This is a genomic window from Halomonas sp. LMYGS-3 (genome assembly GCF_059509875.1).
Genome location: NZ_JCAKFQ010000006.1, coordinates 188,716 through 209,644 on the forward strand (window position 1 = coordinate 188,716; position 20,929 = coordinate 209,644).

Consider the following 20,929-nt stretch of genomic DNA (forward strand, 5'->3'; position numbering starts at 1 on the left):
AGCGCCGAGCGAGATAAAGGGTCAGCTTAATGGGCCGAGACCGTGGAGAAAACCTGGATCACCACCACGCCGCCAACGATCATGGCGAGCCCCAGCAGGGCCGGTGGATCCGGCCGCTCGCCGTAGACAATCAGCCCCACCAGGGTGACCAGCACGATACCCAGCCCCGCCCAGAAGGCATAGGCGATCCCCACCGGGATGCTGCGCAGCACCAGGGAGAGCAGGTAGAAGGCGAGGCCGTAACCGACCGCCACGGTGACGCTGGGCCACAGCCGGGTGAAGCCGTCCGATGCCTTGAGCGCACTGGTGGCGACCACCTCGGCGACGATGGCCAGGGCCAGATAGATGAACGGCATGGGCGACTCCTTGCGGCTCCGTGATAAAACCCCGCCATTCTAGCCCTCTGCGGTCTTCCCGTCAGGCCGAGGGCACGAGCTCCGGCGCATAGGGCAATTCGCCCACCAGCCGCCAGAGGCTCTGGCCACTGGCGTGGTACTTCTCCTCGAAGGGCGTGAGGTACCCGGTGGGCGAGGGTACGGCACCGGGTGCATAGGGCTCCACCGCGGCCGTCACGCCGACCGCCAGTTCCAGGGCCAGCGCGAACTCCTCCACGTAGAGCCGCCAGTTGGAGCGCAGCTCGAGTCGTCCGCCCAGCGCCAGGATCACCGGAAACACCGCGTGCCCGTGCCAGCGCATCTTGAGATGGGCCGCCTTGGGGTAGGGATTGGGGTAGAGCAGGTAATGGCGCACCGGCTGCCAGCCGGCGGCCAGTGCCAGGCGCCAGAAATCCACCAGGTCGGCACGCACCAGCAGGGCGTTGTCGGGCAGCGGGCCATGGTCCCGGGAGAGTCGGTCGGCACTGCGGTCGACCCCGATCACCGCATGGCCGGCAAAGCGCTCGGCCAGCCGTCGGGTCGAGAGACCGACGCCGCAGCCGGCGTCCAGGATCAGCGGCATATCGCCGCGGGCGTCATGCCAGCGACGGGCCACCGTGAAGGCCTCGCGGGTATGCTCGGCCACCGGCTTGCGCAGTGGATGACGAAGCGCCCGCGCCACGCGCCGCGCCAGGCCCTCGTGAGGGCCGGGCTGGTTGGAAACGATCGCGCGGGAGGGGGCCTGCATGACGGATAACCCGAAACGGCTAGGAGAGGCCATTCTAGCCTGCCGAAAGCGGCGCTGATACCGGGGAGCCGAAAGTATGGCCGCGCCTCGCTGCGAGGCGCGGCCATGGCCACCCACATGACTCAAACACTCGTTTTATGCCAGACGAGACAGCGGCCATCATCAAACACTCGTTTCACACCCTCCCTCGCCTACCCCCGGCCTGGGGGGGGGGGGGGGGGGGGGGGGGGGGGGGGGGGGGGGGGGGGGGGGGGTAGNCCCCCCCCCCCCCCCCCCCCCCCCCCCCCTGCCCCCCCCCCCCCCCCCCCCAGGCCGGGTGCTATGATCCATGGCCTGATACCCACAACCGACTCGCAACATCAACAGCACAAACGAGGAACCCGGCTTGCCACATTTACCGGTGATTGTCGGCATGGGCGGTGTGAATCCCGCCGGCAGGACCTCGGGCCACCAGGCGTTTCGCCGCACCGTGCTCGACGCCCTGCCCGATGACGACCAGGCCCAGACCCTGCTGGGCCTGGCGGCGATGATGCGTCTGGCCAGTTGCCAGAACGATGGCGGTTGGCAGGACGCCGAGGGCCATCCCCTCGAGGCCGCCGCCGTCGTCGAGCAGATGCGCCAGCGGGTGCTCGACCATACGCTGATCCGGCGCATCGAGGATCCCCGCTTCAACGACGCGGGCCTGCCTGCCAACCGCAAGGCGAGCCTCGTCCTGGAGTCGCCGTTGGTCTTCCGGATTCGCCGTCGCCAGTTACCGGATGACCCGCCGCCCACCTGGCAGGTACGCGAGATCGACCGTCACACCCTCGAGGTCACCGTCCCCCCCGGGCAGATGGACGTGATGCTGCCCGAGACCCGCCCGGCCCAGGTGCGCACCGCCGGCCAGCTGCCTACCGGCTTCGAGCCCAGCCTCTTCTACCGCAGCGTGCACCATCCCCGCGGGCTCTCCATGACGATCTTCGCCGCCAGCGACTGCCTCGGTGACAGCGGCCTCGAGTGGGACACCCTGCGTGACCGGCTCGACCCCGACGAGGTGGCGGTCTACGCCGGCAACTCCATCGGCCAGCTCGACGACGAGGGGTGGGGCGGACTGCTCAAGAGCTTCGTCTCCGGCAGCCGCGCCACGTCCAAGCAGATGCCGCTGGGCTACGGCCAGATGCCCGCCGACTTCCTCAATGCCTACGTGCTGGGCAGCGTGGGCGGTACCGGGGCGGTACTCGGCGCCTGCGCCAGCTTTCTCTACAACCTGCGGCTCGGCGTGGAGGATATCCGTGCCGGGCGACGCCGGGTGGTACTGGTCGGCACCTCCGACGCCCCCGTCACCCCCGAGATCATCGAGGGCTTCCGCGCCATGGGCGCCCTGGCCGACGACGAAAGCCTCAAGGCGCTGGACGCCCTGGAGCTGCTCACCGACGTCGACTACCAGAAGGCCTGCCGCCCCTTCGCCCGCAACTGCGGCTTCACCATCGCCGAATCCAGCCAGTTCATCATGCTGATGGACGACGCCCTGGCGCTGGAGGCAGGGGCCGAGATCCTCGGCAGCGTGCCGGCGGTGTTCGTCAATGCCGATGGCTGGAAGCGCTCCATCTCGGCCCCCGGCATCGGCAACTACATCACCCTGGGCAAGGCCGCGGCGCTGGTGCGCGACATGCTCGGTGACAGGGCGCTGCGCGAGCGCAGCTTCCTCCACGCCCATGGCACCAGCACGCCCAAGAACCGGGTGACCGAATCCCATGTCTTCGACCTGGTTGCCCGTGCCCACGGCATCGAGGCCTGGCCGGTGGTGGCCGTCAAGGCCTTCGTCGGCCACTCCCAGGGCAGTGCCGCCGGCGACCAGCTCGCCAGTGCCCTGGGCAGCTTCGCCCATGCCTTGCTGCCGGGCATCCCGACCCTGGACCGGGTGGCCGACGACGTCTACGCCGAACTGTTGCGCTTCTCGAGCACGCCGGTCCCCTTCGCTGCCGACACCGCCTTCATCAACGCCAAGGGCTTTGGTGGCAACAACGCCACCGGCGTGGTGCTCTCGCCCGGGGTCACCGAGCGACTGCTGGTACAGCGTCACGGGGAGACAGCCATGGCGTCCTGGCGGGCGCGCCGCGACGCCACCCGCGAGGCGGCCGCCGCCTACCGGCAACAGGCCGACCGCGGCCACTTCCAGGCCCGCTACCGCTTCGGCGAGGGCGTGCTGGAGGGGCCGGAGCTCGAGGTCAGCGACCGGAGCATCCGCATCCCGGGCTATGCCCGGCCAGTCTCGCTTGACGTGGACAACCCCTTTGGACGACTCGAGGAGGGAGAACGCGGATGAATATCGCGGTCTACCCCGGCACCTTCGACCCCATCACCAACGGCCACTTCGACCTGATCGAGCGCGCCTCGCGGCTGTTCGACAAGGTGGTGGTGGCCATCGCCACGAGCCCGGGCAAGGGGCCCGCGCTGGACCTCGATACCCGCCTCGCCCTGACCCGGGAAGTGGTGGCGGGCCTCGACAACGTTGAGGTGGTAGGCTTCTCGGGGCTGATGACCGAGTTCATGAAGCAGCAGCATGCGCGCGTACTGCTGCGCGGCCTGAGGGCGGTGTCCGACTTCGAGTACGAGCTGCAGCTGGCCAACATGAACCGCGCCCAGATGCCGGAGCTGGAGACGGTCTTCCTGACCCCGGAGGTGGAGAACTCCTATATTTCCTCGACTCTGGTGCGCGAGATCGCCCGGCTCGGTGGCGATGTCTCGAAGCACGTGCATCCCAGGGTCGCCCAGACGCTGAAGAGCCATTACAATACCTGATCGGGAAACTCGGGATTAGCCCGCTCCCGGGACCGCTTGCCGGCCAGCGACATCCGTGAGGTACCCCATGGCCCTGATGATCACCGACGAGTGCATCAACTGCGACGTCTGCGAGCCTGAGTGCCCCAATGGTGCCATCTCGCCGGGCGAGGAGATCTACGTCATCGACCCCAACCTGTGCACCGAGTGCGTCGGCCACTATGACGAGCCTCAGTGCCAGCAGGTCTGCCCGGTGGACTGCATCCCCCTCGACCCGAACCGCCAGGAGAGCCGCGACGAGCTGATGGAGAAGTACCACATCATCACCGCGGCTTGACCCGGCACACGCCCATGCACGACACCGGGCTCCGCTCATCGAGCGGGGCCCCGTGCCTCCCGCCTGGTCGGCTACAGCTCGTCCGCCCGTCGACTCACCGTACACCCCAGGCAACGGCGGAAGGTCGCCTCCGCCGGCGTCTTGACCAGTGCCTCCGCCGCGGGGCCCACGTTACCGCCCAGCGCGGAGAAGGGCAGCGAGACCAGGAACACCGCCGTGCCCCCCAGAGTCGCCACGAGCAGCAACGGCCGGGCGATCAGCGCGTCCGCCACCATGGCACCGCCGCTGGGTTGCGCCTCCAGCCGCTGCTGCTGCGCCTGGGACAGCGCCGGCGTGCTGCCCAGGAGGGTGACCAGCGCGAGCGCCGCGGCCACCAGAATCTTGTGTGTCATGATCATTCCCCCGCTCTGTTCTGCATGACCCATGTCATACCATGGTACGAATTCCGCTTAACTTCCAGACGCAACGAGGCTACAGTCTGTCACATGAAATTACATCAAGGGTAGCCGTCTTTCCGCCGGCACCCAGCCCCGCGGGTCACCGCCCCGCCCCTGCATGCAAAGGAGCGCATGATGAAGCGTCTGATCGCCACCGCCGCCCTGGCCACCCTGGTCGCCAGCCCCGTCTTCGCCCAGAGTTACCCCGGCGTGCCCGACGAGGGTCCCTACCTGGGGGCCGGAATCGGGCATGCGAAGCTAGATTTCGACATTGAGGGCTACTACCGAGACTTGGGTTTTCCCAATGTCAGCTCTGATGATACCGATGTCAGCTACAAGCTGTTTGCCGGCTACCAGTTCAACCCCTACTTCGCCGTCGAGGCAGGATATGTCGACTTCGGGAGTTTCACTGCCAGTTCGACAGCTGCAGGCTTTTCTGGGAATGCCAAGTTGAGTGTCGATGGTTTTACTGCAGCACTAGTGGGCAAGCTGCCGATCCAGAGCGGCTTCAGTGTCTATGGCAAGCTCGGTATGGTTGCTTGGGATGCAGACCTAAAGGAAAGCGCCAGCTTCATGGGAATGTCTGCTTCGGCCAGCTATGGCGAGGACGGCACCGATCCGTTCTATGGTATCGGCGCCGAGTATGTGATCGATCAGATCGTGATGCGCGCCGAGCTCGAGCGCTACGATATCAGCGAAAGCGGCGAGGACTTCACGATCGACATGATCTCCGGCAGCATCGGCTACCGCTTCTGATTGCCCCACTCGGATTCCCAACAGCCCCGCTTCGGCGGGGCTGTTGCGTTGTGGGGTCTCTCCCGCCATGCTGCACGGTTTGACCGACAGCGGAAGTCGCCGTGTCATCACTCCCCACCGCCTCCCCACCGCGCATCTGGGCGTTGGCCTGGCCGATCATCCTCTCGAACGTCACCGTGCCGCTGCTGGGGCTGGTGGACACCGCCGTGGTGGGTCACCTGCCGGACTCGCGCTACCTGGCCGCGGTGACCCTTGGCGCCACCCTGTTCAGCTTCCTCTACTGGGGGTTCGGCTTCCTGCGCATGGGCACCACCGGCCTCACCTCCCAGGCGGTGGGCCGCGAAAGCGACTCCGAGGTGCGCAACCTGCTGGGCCAGTCGCTGCTGCTGGCCGCGGGCATCGGGGCGCTGCTGATACTCCTGTCGCGGCCACTGATCGCCCTCGGCCTGTGGCTGCTCGACGGCAGCGCGATCGCCACCGAACTGGCCGCGGAGTACGCCCGGATCCGTATCCTCTCGGCGCCGGCGGTACTGGCCAACTACGCCATCCTCGGCTGGTTCCTGGGGCAGCAGAACTCACGGATCACGCTGGCCATCCTGGTGCTGACCAACGGCGTCAACATTGCGCTGGACCTGCTGTTCGTGGTGGGGCTCGGCATGACCAGCGACGGCGTGGCCTGGGCCACGGTGATCGCCGACTACACGGCGCTGGCCTTCGGCCTGTGGCTGGTGAGCCGCCAGCTAAGGCTGCTGGAGGGGCGCTTCCTGCGCGAGCGATTGCTGAGGTTCAGCGCCTACGCCGAGCTCTTCCAGGTCAACGCCAACCTCTTCGTGCGCACCCTGGGCCTGCTGTTCGCCATGGCCTTCTTCACCTCGCGCGGCGCCGTGCAGGGCGATACCGTGCTGGCCGCCAATGCGGTGCTGCTGCAGTTCACCATGCTCACCAGCTATGCCCTGGACGGCTTCGCCCACGCTACCGAGGCCCTCACCGGCCGCTCGGTGGGACGCCGGCGCTGGGACGAGTTCGCCGATGCCGTGAAGGGCGCCGCCTGGTTCTCGCTGCTCACCGCCGGTATCGCCGCCCTGGCCTTCGCCCTGGGCGGTCAGCTATTGATCGGTCTGCTCACGGGACTCCCCGAGGTACGCGCCACCGCCACCACCTACCTGCCCTGGGTGGTGCTGATGCCGCTGATCGCGGTGTGGAGTTACCTGCTCGACGGCGTCTTCATCGGCGCCACGGCGATCCGCGAGATGCGCAACAGCATCTTCATCGCCCTGGCCGCCTACCTGCCCACCTGGTGGCTCGCCCAGGCCCTCGCCCCGTCCGACCTCACGAACCACGGCCTGTGGTTCGCCTTCACGGTCTTCACCCTGGTGCGCTCGACGGTGCTGGTGGCCTATTACTGTCACTACCGCCGCACCCACTGGTGCCACCGACCCGACCAAGGTCGCCTTTGACAATCGCCGCCCACGAGCGGCACCGTTGAGGGCTATATAGTGCAATTCTCTGAATCTGCGCTACTTTTTCCAGACGACCCTGGATAACCAGAAGAAACGGATATCGTCATGCTCAAGTTCCTGTCGAGGCCTGCCGTCAAGCTGGTCGAGCGCTACCTGCCCGATCCCTACATCTTCGTCCTGCTGCTGACCATCATCGCCGCCGCCGCCGCCATCGCCGTGGAGCGCCAGACCCCGCTGGCGGTGATGCGCATGTGGGGCGACGGCTTCTGGAACCTGCTGACCTTCTCCATGCAGATGCTGCTGGTGCTGGTCACCGGCTTCATGCTGGCCAGCTCGCCGCCGGTGAAGCGGCTGCTGCAGCGGCTGGCCTCCCTGGCCAAGGGCCCCGGCGCGGCCATCCTGCTGGTCACCTATGTGTCCCTGGTGGCCAGCTGGATCAACTGGGGCTTCGGCCTGGTAGTGGGTGCCCTGTTCGCCAAGGAGCTGGCGCGCCTGGTGCGGGTCGACTATCGCCTGCTGGTGGCCAGCGCCTACTCCGGCTTCGTGGTCTGGCACGGTGGGCTGGCCGGCTCGGTGCCCCTGACCATTGCCACCGAGGGCCACTTCACCGTCGAGCAGATCGGGGTGATCGGCACCGGCTCGACCATCTTCGCCTTCTTCAACCTGGCCCTGGTGGCCTGCCTGTTCGTGGTCATCCCACTGGTCAACCGCCTGATGCTTCCCGACGACAAGGAGAGCGTCTACGTGGACCCGAAACTACTGGGCGAGGACGAGGAGACTCGGGTGCGCATCACCCGGCCGGCCGAACACCTGGAGAACAGCGTGGTACTGGCCTGGCTGGTGGGCATCCCGGGGGTGCTCTTCCTGGCCGACCACTTCCTGCTGCGCGGCGGCGGCCTCAACCTCAACGTGGTCAACTTCACCTTCCTCTCCCTGGCCATCGTGCTGCACCGTACGCCGCGCAGCCTGCTCACTGCCCTTCACGAGGGGATAAAAGGCGGCGCCGGTATCGTCATCCAGTTCCCCTTCTATGCCGGGATCATGGCGATCATGGTGCAGTCGGGGCTGGCAGCGTCCCTGTCCGAGGGGCTGATCTCGTTTGCCACCGAGACCTCGCTGCCCTTCTGGACCTTCCTCAGCGCCGGCCTGGTCAATATCTTCGTGCCCTCCGGCGGCGGCCAGTGGGCCGTACAGGCCCCGGTCATCCTCCCCGCCGCCGAAGCGCTGGGCGTAGATATCCCCCGCGCCGCCATGGCGGTGGCCTGGGGCGATGCCTGGACCAACCTGCTGCAGCCTTTCTGGGCCCTGCCAATGCTCGGCATCGCCGGGCTCAAGGCCAAGGACATCATGGGCTTCTGCCTGATCCAGCTGTTCATCACCGGGGTGGTGATCGCAGCAGGCCTGACCTGGTTCTGATCTCGATCCACTACCGCCGGGCAATCCGGCGGTAGCGCCCGATCGCTGCTAGGCCATCGCCGATCGTGTCGTCCCCCGCCCCACTCGGGCGCTCCACGCCAGGGTGCACAGAAACAGTACCAGCCCCAGCACGTCCAGCGTCAGCTGGCCATGGGGCCAGAGCATCAGCGCCCCGATGGGGAACATCGCCAGTCGCAGCCACCAGGGCAGCTCGTGCTCCAGGAAACCCTCCAGCCCGGCGATGATGGCGTAGATGCCGAACAGGGCGAAGGCGAACACCGTGACCATCTCCAGCGGCGTGCCGGTGATCAGCGGCGACCACACGAACAGCAGGGGGATGATGTAGAGCCCCTTGGCGATCTTCCAGGCGGTGAAGCCGGTGCGCATCGGCGGCGTCCTGGCGATGGCCGCGGCGGCGAAGGCGGTCAGGCACACCGGCGGGGTGACGTTGGAGTCCTGGGAGAGCCAGAAGATCACCATGTGCGCCGCCACCAGCAGCAGGGTCAGGGTATGGGACGACAGCGCCTGCTCGTAGAGCTGGGAGCGGAAGTCGTCGGGCACCAGGGCCAGCAGCTCGCGGGCGCTGGCGACGTCCATGGGCGCGTTCAGGGCCTCCAGGCTATCCGGGGCGGCGAGCATGAAGATCGCCCGGGCCTGCTCGGGCAGGTCACCGGCCACGATCAACTCCAGCAACTGGCCATGGGCCATCAGGCCATAGAGGGCCGGCGCCGAGAGGGTACCGAGCACGATGTAGGCGGCGGTGACCGGCAGCCCCATGCCCAATACCAGGGAGGCGATGGCGATCAGTACCAGGGTGATCAGCAGGCTACCGCCGGCCCAGTCGGCGATCATCAGCGAGAAGGTGTTGCCGATACCGGTGGTGGAGACCACGTTGACGATCAGCCCCACGGTGAGCAGCAGGATCGCCGTGGTCACCATATTGCGGGTGCCGAGCACCAGGGCCTCCAGGACCGCCCTGGGGGTCATGGGTGTCTTGGAGAGCCAGGAGGCCACCACCACCGAGAGGATGGCGATGCCGGCGGCATAGGTGGGGGTGAAGCCGTGGATCAGCGCCGCCACCAGCACCACCAGCGGCAGCAGGAAGTGCCAGCCACCCTTGAGCACCTCGACAAACCGCGGCGCCTCCTCGGTCTCGATATGCTGGGCGTTGCTGCGCTTGGCCTCGATGCGCACGAACATCGCCACCGACAGGAAGTAGAGCAGCGCCGGCAGGGCCGCCACGCCGATGATGGTGAGGTAGGAGACCTGGGTGTAGGAGGCCATGATGAAGGCTCCGGCGCCCATCACCGGCGGCATCAGCTGGCCACCGGTGGAGGCTGCGGCCTCGACCCCGGCGGCGAAGCGCGGCGGGAAGCCGGCCTTGCGCATCAGCGGGATGGTGATGACCCCGGTGGAGACGGTGTTGGCGACGCTGGAGCCGGAGACCGAGCCCATCAACCCCGAGGAGAAGACCGCCACGAAGCCGGGGCCGCCGATGAAACGACCGGCGGCGCAGCGGGCCAGCTCGATGATGAAGTCGCCGGCACCGGAGCGGACCAGGAAGGCGCCGAACAGGATGAACATGAACACATAGGACCAGGAGATGCGGGCGATGGAGCCGAGCATGCCGTCGCCGCCCAGGTAGCTGCGGAAGAGCACCGTCTCCCAGGTCAGCCCCGGAAAGCCGAACACCCCGCTCACGTAGCGGCCCCACCAGGCCACGTAGGTGAGCGCCACCAGGCACAGCAGCGGGATGAACCAGCCGGTGGTGCGGCGGGCGAACTCGAGCACCAGGGCCAGGGCGACGATGGAGACGATCCAGTCGGCGGCGGAGAAGCGCACCCCGCGGGCGTAGAGGGCGTCCTCGAAACCGATCAGGTAGAAGGCGCAGCCCAGCGCGGCCAGGCCGAGCAGGATATCGACCGCCAGCACCAGCCGTGCCCCGCCGGCGGAACGTGCCTTGAGCATCGGCACCGAGAGGGCGCAGAGCAGGCCGAACATGCCGAAGTGCAGGGCGCTGACCCACACCTCGGAGAGGGTACCCAGGGTGTTGAAGTAGAGATGCGACAGGGCCACGACGATGGCCAGGGCGAACAGCACCCGGCCGAGCCAGGGGTGCTCGAGGCGTTCGGGCGCCTCGCTGGCGGCCTCGTCGCGCGCCTCGGGGGGTGACGTAGTATTCATGGGCGTTCTCACGGAGCTGGCGTGGATGGGGGAGGCGGAAGTTGGCGCAACGGTGGTCTCGGGCGAAACGGGGCTGTTGCCGGAGACAAGCCTCCGAGAAGGCGCTGTGAACCCCTCCCTGGGCGCTACATCCTTCCTGCGGCGCTCTCGCATCCTGCTCCGCTTGCAGGGCCTGGGTTGGCCATCCTTGGCCAACCCGTTCGGCGGGAAGAACATCCAGCTGGTGTTCTTCTCCTTCCGCCTCACCCCTGAAGGATGACCTTCTCTTCGGCTTGTCCCCGGCCGCCCCTTCGAAGACTCAATTCACCGTTTTTCTTACCCCTCGAGCAGATGCTCGGGGATTTCCAGCCCCTGCTCCTGGAAGTAGCGGGCCGCACCCGGATGCAGCGGCATGGGCAGGCCGTCGAGCGCCTTCTCCAGCGCCATGTCGCGGGTCGCCGGGTGGATGTTGTTGAGGAAGGGCAGGTTCTCGAACATCGCCTTGGTGATCTGGTAGACGTGCGCCTCCGGCACGTCGGCGTTGACCACCAGGATGTTGGGTTGGGCGATGGTGTGCACCGCCTCGTCCTGACCGGGATAGGTGCCGGCAGGGATCTCGTAGGGGCTCCACACCGGGTAGTCGCGGTTGATGCGCTCGAGCTGCGCCTCGGTGACATTCAGAATAGCGATGTCACCACCCATGTTGGCGAAGGCGCTGGTCACCGCCGAGGCGGGCACACCGGCGGGAATGTTCATGCCGTCGATGTTGCCGTTCTGCATGGAGTCGGCACTGGGGCCGTAGCCGAGGTAGGCCAGGTTCATCTGCTCCGGGTCGATGTCGAGACCGGCAAGAATCTGCCGACCGGAGCCCTCGGTGCCGGAGTTGCGGGCGCCGATGGAGAAGCCGCGGCCGTAGAGCTGGGCCAGGTCGTCGATGGTGCCGCTCTCGACTCGGTCGCTGCGCATCACGAAGTGCTCGACGTTCTGCCACAGCATGGAGACCGAGCGGATGTTGTCGTAGGCCTGGGGCACCGGGCCGCTGCCGTTCCAGGCCCAGGCGCCGTAGAGGGCCTGGAGAATACCGAACTGGGCCTGGCCGTCGTCCATCAGGCGCAGGTTTTCGGCGGAACCCGCGGAGCTGATGGCCGAGACGGTGAGATCGTGGGTTGGCTCGAGCTTGACCCGCACCAGGGTGGAGAGGGCCACGCCCACCGGGTAGAAGGTGCCGCCGGTGGTGGCGGTGCCCATGATGTACTGGCCGCCCGCGCTGCCATTCTCCTGGGCGATGGCGCCGCTGGCGGGAATGCCGAGCAGGCCGGCGGTGGCGAGACACAGGGCGGACTTGAGGAACTGGCGCTTGTGCATGGAGCTTCTCCTGTCGATGGGAGCCTGTTGTGGTTATGCCCCGAGTCGATAGCGAGAAACCTGCCAGTTGAGACGGATCGCTTTTTGCGTCAATGGATTGCATGGCATTCAGGCAGGCAGGGAGCCCGCCCCGTCGCGGCCATCGGCACGTTCTTGCCGATGGCAACGGCCTGCATCGGCAAGAACGTGCCGATCAGGCGTCACGACGGCTGCGCCGGTTCGGGCCTGCCGGTAAAGGCCTCGCGACGCAGCCCGTGCTTCTGCATCTTCTGGTTGAGGGTGCGGCGGGGCAGGTCGAGTTCCTCCAGGACCGCCTGGATGTTGCCGCCATGGCGGCTCAACGCCTCCCGCAGCAGCGCCGCCTCGAAGGCCGCCAGCTGCGCCGCCAGGGAATCCTCCTCGACGGAGGCGTCCCGAGCGTGCCACGGCAGCTCAAGCCCGAGGATGAAGCGGGTCGCCACATTGCGTAGCTCGCGCAGGTTGCCCGGCCAAGGCTGCCGCCCCAGGGTCGCCAGGAGGTCGCCATCCGGCTCGCGCAGCGGGCGCTGGTGCACCTCGGCGGCCTGACGGCAGAAGTGCTGGAACAGTAACGGGATGTCTTCGCGACGCTCGCGCAGTGGCGGGATGGTCAGCTCGGCGATGGCCAGCCGGTAGTAGAGGTCTTCGCGGAAGGCACCGTCGGCGGCCTGAGCCAGCAGGTCCACCTTGGTCGCCGCCACCACCCTCAGGTCGACGTGAAGCAGCGCATTGCTGCCCAGCCGGGTGATCTCGCCCTCCTGCAGGGCGCGCAACAGCTTGACCTGGGCCGCCAGCGGCAACGACTCCACCTCGTCGAGGAACAGGGTGCCGCCGCTGGCGTGCTCCAGGATGCCGATACGTCGTTCGCTGGCGCCGGTAAAGGCGCCCTTCTCGTGGCCGAACAGCTCCGACTCGATCAGCTCCGAGGCGATGGCACCGCAATTGAGGGCGACGAAGGGGCCGCTCGCCTCACCGGCCTCATGCAGGCAGCGCGCCACCACCTCCTTGCCGCTGCCGGTCTCCCCCAGCACCAGGACATTGGCGCGGGTCGTCGCCAGGTTGGCGAGCTGCTGGCGCAATCGCACCATGCCCGGCGCCTGGCCGAGCAGCCGGGCGGCGAGGCTCCCCTCGCGCAGGGCCCGGCGCAGGCGGCGATTCTCCAGCGCCAGGCGGCGGCGCTCCAGGGCGCGGCGCACGCACTCCTCCAGACGCTCGGGCGCAAAGGGCTTCTCGACGAAGTCCCAGGCCCCGGCGCGCATCGCCTCTACCGCCATGGGCACGTCGCCATGCCCGGTGATCAGCACCACCGGAGGCGGGTCCTCCAGGGCCAGCACCGCCTCCAGCAGCGCCCGGCCGTCCATCCCCGGCATCTTGACGTCGCTGACCAGCACACCGCAGGGCGCGTCGCCCTCGAGCGCCTCCAGCACCGGCTGGGCCCGGTCGAAAGTGCGTACCGCCAGGTCCGAGACCTCGAGCCACTGGCTCAGGGATTCACGCACGTCGGGGTCGTCGTCGACCAGCCAGATCGGCAGGGCGCCGGAAAACGTCTCATTGCTCATCCTGTCTCTCCCGGAGCGAAGACGGGGACGCGAGGCGCGGCGACCGGGGCAGCTCGACACGGAACCAGGCGCCTCCCGACGGGCGATTGCCGGCCTGGATACGCCCGCCGAGGTCCTGGACGATGCCATAGCTGATGAACAGCCCCAGCCCCAGACCATCTCCTACCGCCTTGGTGGTGAAGAACGGATCGAAGAGCTGTTCCAGGAGTTCGTCGGGAATACCGGCGCCGTTGTCGGCCACCGTCACCACCAGGCGCTCGGCCTCGGCCTCGATGGCGACCTCCAGCCACGGCTCGGCCACCCCGCGCAGGGCGTCCAGGGCATTGCGCAGCAGGTTGGTCAACAGCTGCTCGACGCGCACCTCATCGCCCAGCACCCACAGCCCCGTCTCTCCCTCGGGCAGGCGGCGCCGGGGCTGCACGCCCTGCTGTCGGCAGCGCTCCGCCAGCAGCTCGAGGACGAAGTCGAGCCGTGCCGCCACATCCACCGGCTCCCGCGCACCACCCTTGCGGGCAAACAGCTTGAGTTGGCGGATCAGGGCGCCGAGCCGCTCGCAGAGCGCCTGGATGCGCTGGAAATTGTCGTCGGCGGCCTCGGAGCGCCCCCGGGTCAGCAACCGCTGGCCATTGGCCGCATAGGTACGAATCCCAGCGAGGGGCTGGTTGAGCTCATGGGCGATGCCGGCGGCCATGGTGCCCAGGGCCGCCAGCTTGCCGGCCTGCACCAGCTCCGCCTGGGCCTCCTGCAGTTCGCGGGTCCGTTCGACCACCCGCGCCTCGAGGCGCTCGTTGGCCTCGCGGACGATCACCGCCTCACGATCCCGCAACCGCTGGCGCTTCTGTCGCTCGCGCAGCCACAGCGCCAGCAGCAGCAGCGCCAGCCATACCGCCACGCCTCCCATCAGGGCATTGCGGGCGCTGACATAGAGCGGCCGCACCGGCATCAGGTAGTGCATCGTCCAGCCCAGGGTCTCCAGCGCCAGGGTAGTGTCGACGTAGCGCTCGCCGAGCCCCGGCCCTCCCACCAGCAGCGAGGCGTCCGGCAGGCGTCGCCCCAGCGGCTCGAGCGCCTCGCCCATGAACTGGCGCTGGCGACGGATCTCCTCGCGGGCCTGCGGGGTCAGCTCGCCCAGGCGACGATAGCGCCACTCCGGGCGGCTGGAGAGGATCACCACCCCGTTGGCATCGGTGAGCAGTACCTTCTCGCCGGCCCGGCGCCAGTCCGCCTGCAGCGCCTCCAGCGAGACCTTGATCACCAGAACGCCCCGGGGCTCTCCCGGGTCACCGGGGCCCACCGCGGCGGAGACGAAATAGCCGGGGCGCCCCGTGGTGCTTCCCACGGCGAAGAACTCCCCCTGCCCCGTAGCCATGGCCTCGTAGAAGTAGGGGCGGAAGCGATAGTCATGACCCACGAAGCTGTCGGGCTCGGCATGGTTGCTGCTGGCCAGGGTCCGGCCCTCGGTGTCCAGCAGGAAGATCACCTCGGCGCCGGAACGCTCGGCCACCAGCGCCAGGAAGGCGTTGACCTGAGGCACGAAGAGCCCGGCGGACTCGAGCAGCGCCGCCTGTATCTGGGGCTGGTAGGCGAGCAGCCCCGGGAGATAAGCGAACCGCTCGAGGGCACCCTGCAGGCTGCTGCCGTAGAGCGACAGGCGGTTGTCGGCATGGCGGCGCGCCTCCGCCTGCGACTGGTCGTACTGCCAATGCCACAGCCACCAGAGGCTGGCCAGCGCCACTCCGATCAGGCCCAGGACCAGCAGGCGTCGCCATCGGCTCAAGACAGTGACCCCGGCCGAGGTGGCGGCCCCAGTCGAGGCAGAGGCAGAGTCGGCATCGGGTGCGGCAACCTCATGGGATCTCCTCCTTTCCGGTCGACGCCGCGGCGCCGGTATCCTCGATGACCGGATCATAGCACCCCGGCAGGGAGCCGGCGTTGAGCCGATGATGCCCACCCCCTCTCGCGGACAAGGCGTTATGCTGTCGGGAAACCCGTCAAAGGAAGCACCTCAATGGACGAACACGCCCTGCCCGGCCAGCACGAATTGACCATGACCGTGCTGATGACCCCCGACATGGCCAACTTCAGCGGCAAGGTGCATGGTGGCGCCATCCTCAAGAAGCTCGACGAGGTGGCCTACGCCTGCGCCAGCCGCTACTCCGGCCACTACGTGGTGACGCTCTCGGTGGACCAGGTACGCTTCAAGCAGCCGATTCACGTCGGTGAACTGGTCACCTTCCTGGCCAGCGTCAACCATGTGGGGCGCTCCTCCATGGAAGTCGGCATCAAGGTGGTGGCCGAGGACATCCAGCAGAAGATGATTCGCCACACCAACAGCTGCTACCTGACCATGGTGGCGGTGGACGCCGACGGCAGGCCGGCGCGGGTGCCACCGCTGACGCTCGCGACGCCACAGCAGAAGCTGCGCTTCGAGAAGGCCGCGCTGCGCAAGAAGCTGCGCAAGCAGGCCGAGGAGGAGGAGCGCCGCGCCCAGCAGCACCACGATGACGGCCAGGCCCGGGCCGCCGACCACCCTGGCGCTGAGGCGGGGCCACGCTGATCGGGCTGCTCGAAGGCGACAACCCGGGCAAGCGGGTCGTCGCCCTGTGTTCACCCGCAACCGATAGCGGTGATCATGCCGTCCTCGTCCAGCCGCACGTTGAGGCGGTCGGCACGATACTCGAGGGTATGCGCCTCACCGGGACGCATCACGCGGAACGCCCCGGCGCCGCTCTCCTCATGGATGGAGTGGCCCAACGTCTCGTCGTAGTGGCGCCCTACCCGATCCTGGACATGCCTGGCACCGCAGGCATCCCCCCCTCCGGTGACCCGGGGAGGCTCCGGCGCCGGTTCGCGCGGTGCGTTCGACTGCGCCATGGCGGTACAACCTGCCAGCAGCAGCAGGCCGGCAATCGACAAGAGGGGTTTCAAGGGAAGGATCATCGGGGCGCCTCCATGGCGGATGATGCGGGAAGGATGGGCACAAGCGAGCGGGCATACCGGTCGGCATGCCCGCTCGATGCGTAAGTGACGCCAACGACTGATCAGCTGGCGGCATCCTGAACGGCTTCCCCACCACGCTCGACTTCCTGGCCGGCGCCCTCGAGGGTATTGCAGCCCGCCAGTACGCCGGCGATCCGCAGCAGGGTGAAGCTCATGGCAATGGCATTCTTCATGGCATGTTCTCCTTAACACATTCGTCGTCGTCCATTCCTTGCCGCCACTATCAGCCTAGTAGCCACCCCATCGCCGTGTGTAACATCAGCGGAATCATTCCGCCTGCCGCTGGATCGCCTCGCCTCCTCGTTCGATATCCTCCCCCGCCCCACGCATGGTGTTGCAGCCGGAAAGTAGCGACAGCGTGAACAGAGACAACATGATGACGGCCAGCATGCGTTTCATATCGGACTCCTTGCTCCATGAGGGGCCTGCCATACGACCCCGTACGCTTTCACTCTAGCACCGTCTGGCAGGAAGAAAAGGTGCCCTCAGCCGAGCAACAGACGCAGGATGATGGCGGCGATCACGGCGATGGTCAGCCACTTGACCCACAGGGCCCCGCGTGGGCTGACGTTCACCTTCACCGCCAGCCAGGCGCCACACATGCTCCCCGCTGCCAGCACCAGGCCGTAGCCCCAGCGTACCTGGTCGTGATAGAGGAACACCGCCAGCGCCGGCAGGGTATAGACCAGGATGATCATCACCTTGAAGGCATTCACCTGGCCCAGGTCGATCCGGAGCATGCGGTAGAGCACCACGATGAAGAGGATGCCCACGCCCACCTGGATGAAGCCCCCATAGAGCCCGATGGCGAACATCGCCAGATAGACCGCCGGGGTGAGGCGGTCGGCGGTCAGCGGACGGGTCTCCAGGCGCGGCTGGGGCAGCAGCATCAACACCGCCGAGCCGGCCATCACCGCGATCAGGAGCGCCTCGAACAGGGCATCGCTGACCCTCAGCGCCAGCCAGGCGCCAAGCAACGAGCCGGCCACCGCCGGCACCGACAGCCGCAGGCTCAGGCCCACATGGCGAGCCCCGGCACGCAGGAAGCTGACCACCGCCGAGACGCTCTGCAGCACGATGGAGACCCGGTTGGTCCCGTTGGCGACCTGGGGCGAGAGGCCGAGGAACATCAGCAGCGGGAGGGTCAGCATCGAGCCCCCCGCCGAGAGCACATTGATGAAGCCGGCCACCATACCGATGACCAGCAGCGCCAGCACCTCGAAAAGCGTCATGCAGGATTCCTTTCCGTGGCGATCCAAAGGGCTGCCCAGCATAGCCGGTGCGCCCGGCAGGGGGAAATCGGGGCGTCGAGAACCGGAGCTTCTGTGTCATGATGCTCATCAGGCAAGTGATGAGGAGACCCGCAGTGTCAGACTTCGTGCCGGATGAGCGCCTGGTGGAAGACACCTACCCCGTGACCGAGCTGCCGCTGTGCCAGCTGCGGCTGATGAACGATGCCCGCTATCCCTGGCTGGTCCTGGTGCCGCGTCGCCACGGCGTCAGCGAGGTGTACCAGCTCGACGACGTCGAGCAGCAGCAGCTGTGGCGGGAAGCCACCCGGGTAGGCCAGGCGCTCCAGGAGCGTCTCGGGGGCGACAAGCTCAACATCGCCAGTCTCGGCAACGTGGTCGCCCAGCTGCATGTCCATGTGGTCGTCCGGCGCCATGGCGATGCCGCCTGGCCGGGGCCGGTGTGGGGACGGGGCGAGCCCGAGCCCTACGACCTGGATGCCCTGGCCGCCATGCGCGATCAACTGCTGGCGCAGATCGAGGGGCTGGCGCTCGAGTAGTCACCCGCCGAGGGGGTGGCGAGGCGCCCCTTCGGCGGTCCCGCGAGCGGGCGGCTCGCCCAGCAGGGGGACGGTCGTCGGCTGGCTGACACCGGTGATCGACAGCGACACGCCGAGCACCACGATGGCCAGTCCGCCGCCCAGGGCCGCCCAGCTCAGCAGGCGCCCGGCACGCTGGACGCTGCTCTGGCGGGCCAGGCGGCGCTCTGCCCAGCCCCGTGCCACGACGCTGGCCAGCGCCAGCCCCGAGACCGTCAGCGCCGTGCCCAGCGACATCACCAGCACCGCCGCCACCCCGACCGGGAACTGCCCCAGCAGGGTCGCGGCCCCCAGCAGCAGCACGCCACCGCTGCAGGGACGGATGCCGATGGCCACCACCGTGACCAGGGCGGTGCGCCAGTCGCCCGCCTGACGGGGATCCACATGGTGGTGCCCGCCGCAGCAGTGGTGGCCATGGTCAAGTCCGTGCTGGTGATCGTGCGCCGGGCCCACGTCGTCGGCCACCAGCGGCAACGGACGGCGCAGCTGGCGAATGGCGCGCAGGCAGAGCCAGGCCCCCAGCAGCGCCACCATGATGAAGCTCGCCTGCTCCACCCAGGCCACGCTGCCCATCGCCTGGCGGGTCAACCAGCCCAGGCCGTGCACCAGCACCACGATCAGGGTGATGGCCACCAGCCCCTGCAGCAGGGAAGCGGCGAAGGAGAGCGCCAGCGCACGCCGCACGGCACCGCCCTGGGAGAGCAGGTAGGTGGTCAGCACCGCCTTGCCGTGACCGGGACCGGCGGCATGGAAGACCCCGTAGCCGAAGCTGATCCCGAGCAGGGTCACCCAGGTGGCCGGCGAGGGGGTGCCGGAGAGCTCGGAGATGGCCAGGGTCAAGGCGCGGTGGAAGTCGCGCTGCCAGGCCACCAGTTGCAGGGTCAGCGACTGGAAACCACCCAGAACGACCAGCTGATAGCCCAGGGCCGTCAGCAGTATCGCTCCAGCCACCAGCAGCAGCGTTCTTCCCGTCAGCCGCATGTCACCTCCCCGGTCTCGGCGAAGTGACGACCGAGCCCCGGCTCGGCCTCATCGGTGATATCCAGCATGGAGGCCTCCATCACCCGCTCCGGATCCGGATCGGCGGGAGCGATGCGCGTGGCACACGCCTTCCCGCTCACCACCAGCGCATCATCGAGGGGCGCGCCATCCTCCTCCTCGTGCACCACTTCGATGTAGTAGCTCGGATCGAACACCTGGTAGCGCAGCGTCTTGTCGTCCAGCGACAGCGGCTCGGCCAGCGGCAGCAGGAACACGAACTCGACCCGGCCACCGCGCTCCATGACGGTGTACTCGCTGACCTCACCGAGGGCCACCCTGTCTCCGTCCAGGTGCAGTTCGGTGAAATAGCCCTGGGGCGCCAGGTTGTCGCGGATCTCCACGCCGAGCTGGTCGAGCCCCGCCTCGAGCCCCCCCTCGCCTGCCGCCCGGCCGAGCTCCTCGAGGACCACCAGGCTGTAGAAGGGATCCATGCGCCAGGACTGATGAAGCGCCTCCAGGCGCCCGTCGTCGTCGAACATGAGGCGCATGCGCAGGTCGATCCAGCCATGGGGATGAGCCTGTGCCGAGGCCGCGAGGGACAGACCGAGCGCCAGCAGGATCAGGCCGGCGAGGTGACGGCGGAGAGAGTCAGGTGTCATTGACGAGCATGCCTTCATGGTGAGTCGAGAGAGATCCGTGACACATCAGGGCAAGAGCCCCAGCCGCTCCTGGAGCTCCACGAGCAGGGGATCGAGGGTGTAGGGAGGCATCGGTCGGCCCCCACGGCTGGCCGTGACGCTGACCCGGCTGTCGTTCCCCTGCGAGCTGACCCGCAGTTGTACCCGATAACCCGGCCAGCGGGCCAGCACCGCCTCCACCCGCGCCAGGTCGGCGTCGGCATGCCGAATCACGTAGCCACGATCCAGCAGGACCGCCATGGCGGCCTCCAGGGTGACCTCCGGGGGCGTCGCGAAATTCAGCTCCCGAGGCTCGGGAGCCGGCGTCGGCGTGGCACAGCCCGCCAGCGAGAGCGTGGCCAGCACCGCGAGCAGCCGCCACCTCATGGCGCCTCTCCTGTCGGCATGGCCTCGAGGGCGCTGTGCAGGTGGCCACAGAAGTCGGCGTCGCTGGCGCTGCGCGACCGACGCAGCTCGCCCCGCCAGTCGAACAGCTGGATGTCCCGGGTGACGCGGACCTCCTCGGTGCCCGCCACCAGCGAGACCCGTTCCAGCTCGGTGGCATCATAGGTGATGCTGCCGCCAACGAAGCCGATCATCACACCACTGGAAAATCCACCACGATGCCGACCGCCCAGGCCATAGTGACCGAAGAAACCGCCGCGCTCCCAGGGATCGTAGAAATCGCCATAGCCGGGCAGCGTCCGGGCTCGCTCGGCACTGACCAGCCCCAGTGACAGGTCGGTATGACGGACCAGGAAACCCTCGGCCTCCAGCGCCGACACGGCCCGGCGCAGCAGGGACTCGGGCGAATCGTCCCCGATCGGCCAGCGGCACTCGGCGGCCGGCAGGGGCTCGGCCACCGGCAGGGCGGAAGGCGCGGTCTGGCAGCCGACCAGCACCAGCAGCAGGGGCAACGGCCAGAGGCGCATGGGCAGTCTCCCGATCATGGATGCAGGGCAGTGTACGCACGGAACCGGCCGAGTGGAAACGCTCCGGGGCTTCAGCACACCGCCGGCGCCCGCTAAGCTGGAGCAAGATTCCGTGACA

The 20,929-nt window shown here is 68.0% G+C and carries 23 protein-coding genes; 8 read left to right on the forward strand and 15 right to left on the reverse strand.

Annotated elements, in window-relative coordinates:
* Positions 1-26: 26 nt before the first annotated feature.
* Positions 27-356, reverse strand: coding sequence for a DMT family transporter (locus AC5W54_RS08070; RefSeq protein WP_495961558.1), 330 nt, complete (start codon positions 354-356; stop codon positions 27-29).
* A 61-nt stretch (positions 357-417) separates the two neighbouring features.
* Positions 418-1,122 carry a tRNA (guanine(46)-N(7))-methyltransferase TrmB gene (gene trmB, locus AC5W54_RS08075; protein WP_495961559.1) on the reverse strand — a complete coding sequence of 235 codons (705 nt, stop codon included), beginning with the start codon at positions 1,120-1,122 and terminating at the stop codon, positions 418-420.
* 412 nt (positions 1,123-1,534) lie between these two features.
* Here trmB and AC5W54_RS08080 point away from each other — a divergent pair, with 412 nt between their 5' ends.
* The 3 genes from AC5W54_RS08080 (at position 1,535) to AC5W54_RS08090 (ending at position 4,219) form a co-directional block, all read left to right on the forward strand.
* Positions 1,535-3,427 (forward strand): beta-ketoacyl synthase, encoded by a 1,893-nt coding sequence (locus AC5W54_RS08080; protein WP_495961615.1) that lies wholly within the window; start codon positions 1,535-1,537, stop codon positions 3,425-3,427.
* On the forward strand, positions 3,424-3,903 hold the full coding sequence (gene coaD, locus AC5W54_RS08085) for a pantetheine-phosphate adenylyltransferase (protein WP_495961560.1): 480 nt from the start codon (positions 3,424-3,426) through the stop codon (positions 3,901-3,903). The genes AC5W54_RS08080 and coaD overlap by 4 nt, the downstream gene beginning before the upstream one ends.
* Positions 3,904-3,970: 67 nt before the next feature.
* Positions 3,971-4,219 carry a YfhL family 4Fe-4S dicluster ferredoxin gene (locus tag AC5W54_RS08090; RefSeq protein WP_495961561.1) on the forward strand — a complete coding sequence of 83 codons (249 nt, stop codon included), beginning with the start codon at positions 3,971-3,973 and terminating at the stop codon, positions 4,217-4,219.
* Positions 4,220-4,290: 71 nt separating this feature from the next.
* Here AC5W54_RS08090 and AC5W54_RS08095 read toward each other — a convergent pair whose 3' ends face one another.
* Entirely contained in the window at positions 4,291-4,611 is a 321-nt protein-coding gene (locus tag AC5W54_RS08095) for a hypothetical protein (RefSeq protein ID WP_495961562.1), read from the reverse strand.
* A gap of 180 nt (positions 4,612-4,791) precedes the next feature.
* On the opposite strand from AC5W54_RS08095, the gene AC5W54_RS08100 reads away from it, so the two are divergent.
* The 3 genes from AC5W54_RS08100 (at position 4,792) to AC5W54_RS08110 (ending at position 8,288) form a co-directional block, all read left to right on the forward strand.
* Complete coding sequence (locus tag AC5W54_RS08100; protein WP_495961563.1) at positions 4,792-5,412, forward strand: outer membrane beta-barrel protein; 621 nt, start codon at positions 4,792-4,794, stop codon at positions 5,410-5,412.
* 101 nt (positions 5,413-5,513) lie between these two features.
* On the forward strand, positions 5,514-6,869 hold the full coding sequence (locus tag AC5W54_RS08105) for an MATE family efflux transporter (protein ID WP_495961564.1): 1,356 nt from the start codon (positions 5,514-5,516) through the stop codon (positions 6,867-6,869).
* Between the two features lie 108 nt (positions 6,870-6,977).
* Positions 6,978-8,288 carry a short-chain fatty acid transporter gene (locus AC5W54_RS08110; RefSeq protein ID WP_495961565.1) on the forward strand — a complete coding sequence of 437 codons (1,311 nt, stop codon included), beginning with the start codon at positions 6,978-6,980 and terminating at the stop codon, positions 8,286-8,288.
* A 48-nt stretch (positions 8,289-8,336) separates the two neighbouring features.
* Here AC5W54_RS08110 and AC5W54_RS08115 read toward each other — a convergent pair whose 3' ends face one another.
* The 4 genes from AC5W54_RS08115 to AC5W54_RS08130 all read right to left on the reverse strand — a co-directional run bounded on the left by AC5W54_RS08115 (position 8,337) and on the right by AC5W54_RS08130 (position 15,170).
* Positions 8,337-10,472, reverse strand: a complete 2,136-nt coding sequence (locus AC5W54_RS08115) for a TRAP transporter permease (protein ID WP_495961566.1) — start codon at positions 10,470-10,472, stop codon at positions 8,337-8,339.
* Positions 10,473-10,787: 315 nt separating this feature from the next.
* A complete protein-coding gene (locus AC5W54_RS08120; protein WP_495961567.1) occupies positions 10,788-11,816 on the reverse strand; it encodes a TAXI family TRAP transporter solute-binding subunit in 1,029 nt (342 codons plus the stop codon).
* 200 nt (positions 11,817-12,016) lie between these two features.
* Positions 12,017-13,393 carry a sigma-54-dependent transcriptional regulator gene (locus tag AC5W54_RS08125; protein ID WP_495961568.1) on the reverse strand — a complete coding sequence of 459 codons (1,377 nt, stop codon included), beginning with the start codon at positions 13,391-13,393 and terminating at the stop codon, positions 12,017-12,019.
* A complete protein-coding gene (locus AC5W54_RS08130; RefSeq protein WP_495961569.1) occupies positions 13,383-15,170 on the reverse strand; it encodes a sensor histidine kinase in 1,788 nt (595 codons plus the stop codon). The genes AC5W54_RS08125 and AC5W54_RS08130 overlap by 11 nt, the downstream gene beginning before the upstream one ends.
* 231 nt (positions 15,171-15,401) lie before the next feature.
* On the opposite strand from AC5W54_RS08130, the gene AC5W54_RS08135 reads away from it, so the two are divergent.
* Positions 15,402-15,950, forward strand: a complete 549-nt coding sequence (locus AC5W54_RS08135; RefSeq protein WP_495961570.1) for an acyl-CoA thioesterase — start codon at positions 15,402-15,404, stop codon at positions 15,948-15,950.
* A gap of 50 nt (positions 15,951-16,000) precedes the next feature.
* Here the strand turns inward: AC5W54_RS08135 and AC5W54_RS08140 are convergent, their stop codons facing one another.
* The 4 genes from AC5W54_RS08140 to AC5W54_RS08155 form a co-directional block, all read right to left on the reverse strand.
* Complete coding sequence (locus AC5W54_RS08140; RefSeq protein ID WP_495961571.1) at positions 16,001-16,333, reverse strand: I78 family peptidase inhibitor; 333 nt, start codon at positions 16,331-16,333, stop codon at positions 16,001-16,003.
* Between the two features lie 101 nt (positions 16,334-16,434).
* The gene (locus AC5W54_RS08145; protein ID WP_495961572.1) at positions 16,435-16,566 is read right to left on the reverse strand and encodes an entericidin A/B family lipoprotein; all 132 of its coding nucleotides are present in this window, start codon (positions 16,564-16,566) and stop codon (positions 16,435-16,437) included.
* Between the two features lie 94 nt (positions 16,567-16,660).
* Positions 16,661-16,792: an entericidin A/B family lipoprotein gene (locus tag AC5W54_RS08150; RefSeq protein WP_495961573.1), complete on the reverse strand. Its 132-nt coding sequence runs from the start codon at positions 16,790-16,792 to the stop codon at positions 16,661-16,663.
* An 86-nt stretch (positions 16,793-16,878) separates the two neighbouring features.
* Positions 16,879-17,625: a sulfite exporter TauE/SafE family protein gene (locus tag AC5W54_RS08155; RefSeq protein WP_495961574.1), complete on the reverse strand. Its 747-nt coding sequence runs from the start codon at positions 17,623-17,625 to the stop codon at positions 16,879-16,881.
* A gap of 134 nt (positions 17,626-17,759) precedes the next feature.
* Here AC5W54_RS08155 and AC5W54_RS08160 point away from each other — a divergent pair, with 134 nt between their 5' ends.
* The gene (locus tag AC5W54_RS08160; protein ID WP_495961575.1) at positions 17,760-18,182 is read left to right on the forward strand and encodes an HIT domain-containing protein; all 423 of its coding nucleotides are present in this window, start codon (positions 17,760-17,762) and stop codon (positions 18,180-18,182) included.
* On the opposite strand, the gene AC5W54_RS08165 is transcribed toward AC5W54_RS08160, so the two are convergent.
* Genes AC5W54_RS08165 through AC5W54_RS08180 form a run of 4 tightly spaced genes read right to left on the reverse strand, consistent with a single transcriptional unit; the run spans position 18,183 to position 20,811 of the window.
* Positions 18,183-19,202 carry a nickel/cobalt transporter gene (locus AC5W54_RS08165; RefSeq protein WP_495961576.1) on the reverse strand — a complete coding sequence of 340 codons (1,020 nt, stop codon included), beginning with the start codon at positions 19,200-19,202 and terminating at the stop codon, positions 18,183-18,185.
* Positions 19,193-19,861, reverse strand: coding sequence for a DUF1007 family protein (locus tag AC5W54_RS08170; RefSeq protein WP_495961577.1), 669 nt, complete (start codon positions 19,859-19,861; stop codon positions 19,193-19,195). Before AC5W54_RS08170 ends, AC5W54_RS08165 begins: the two co-directional genes overlap by 10 nt.
* A 45-nt stretch (positions 19,862-19,906) precedes the next feature.
* Positions 19,907-20,266: a hypothetical protein gene (locus tag AC5W54_RS08175; RefSeq protein ID WP_495961578.1), complete on the reverse strand. Its 360-nt coding sequence runs from the start codon at positions 20,264-20,266 to the stop codon at positions 19,907-19,909.
* Entirely contained in the window at positions 20,263-20,811 is a 549-nt protein-coding gene (locus AC5W54_RS08180) for a hypothetical protein (RefSeq protein WP_495961579.1), read from the reverse strand. Before AC5W54_RS08180 ends, AC5W54_RS08175 begins: the two co-directional genes overlap by 4 nt.
* Positions 20,812-20,929: the final 118 nt, after the last annotated feature.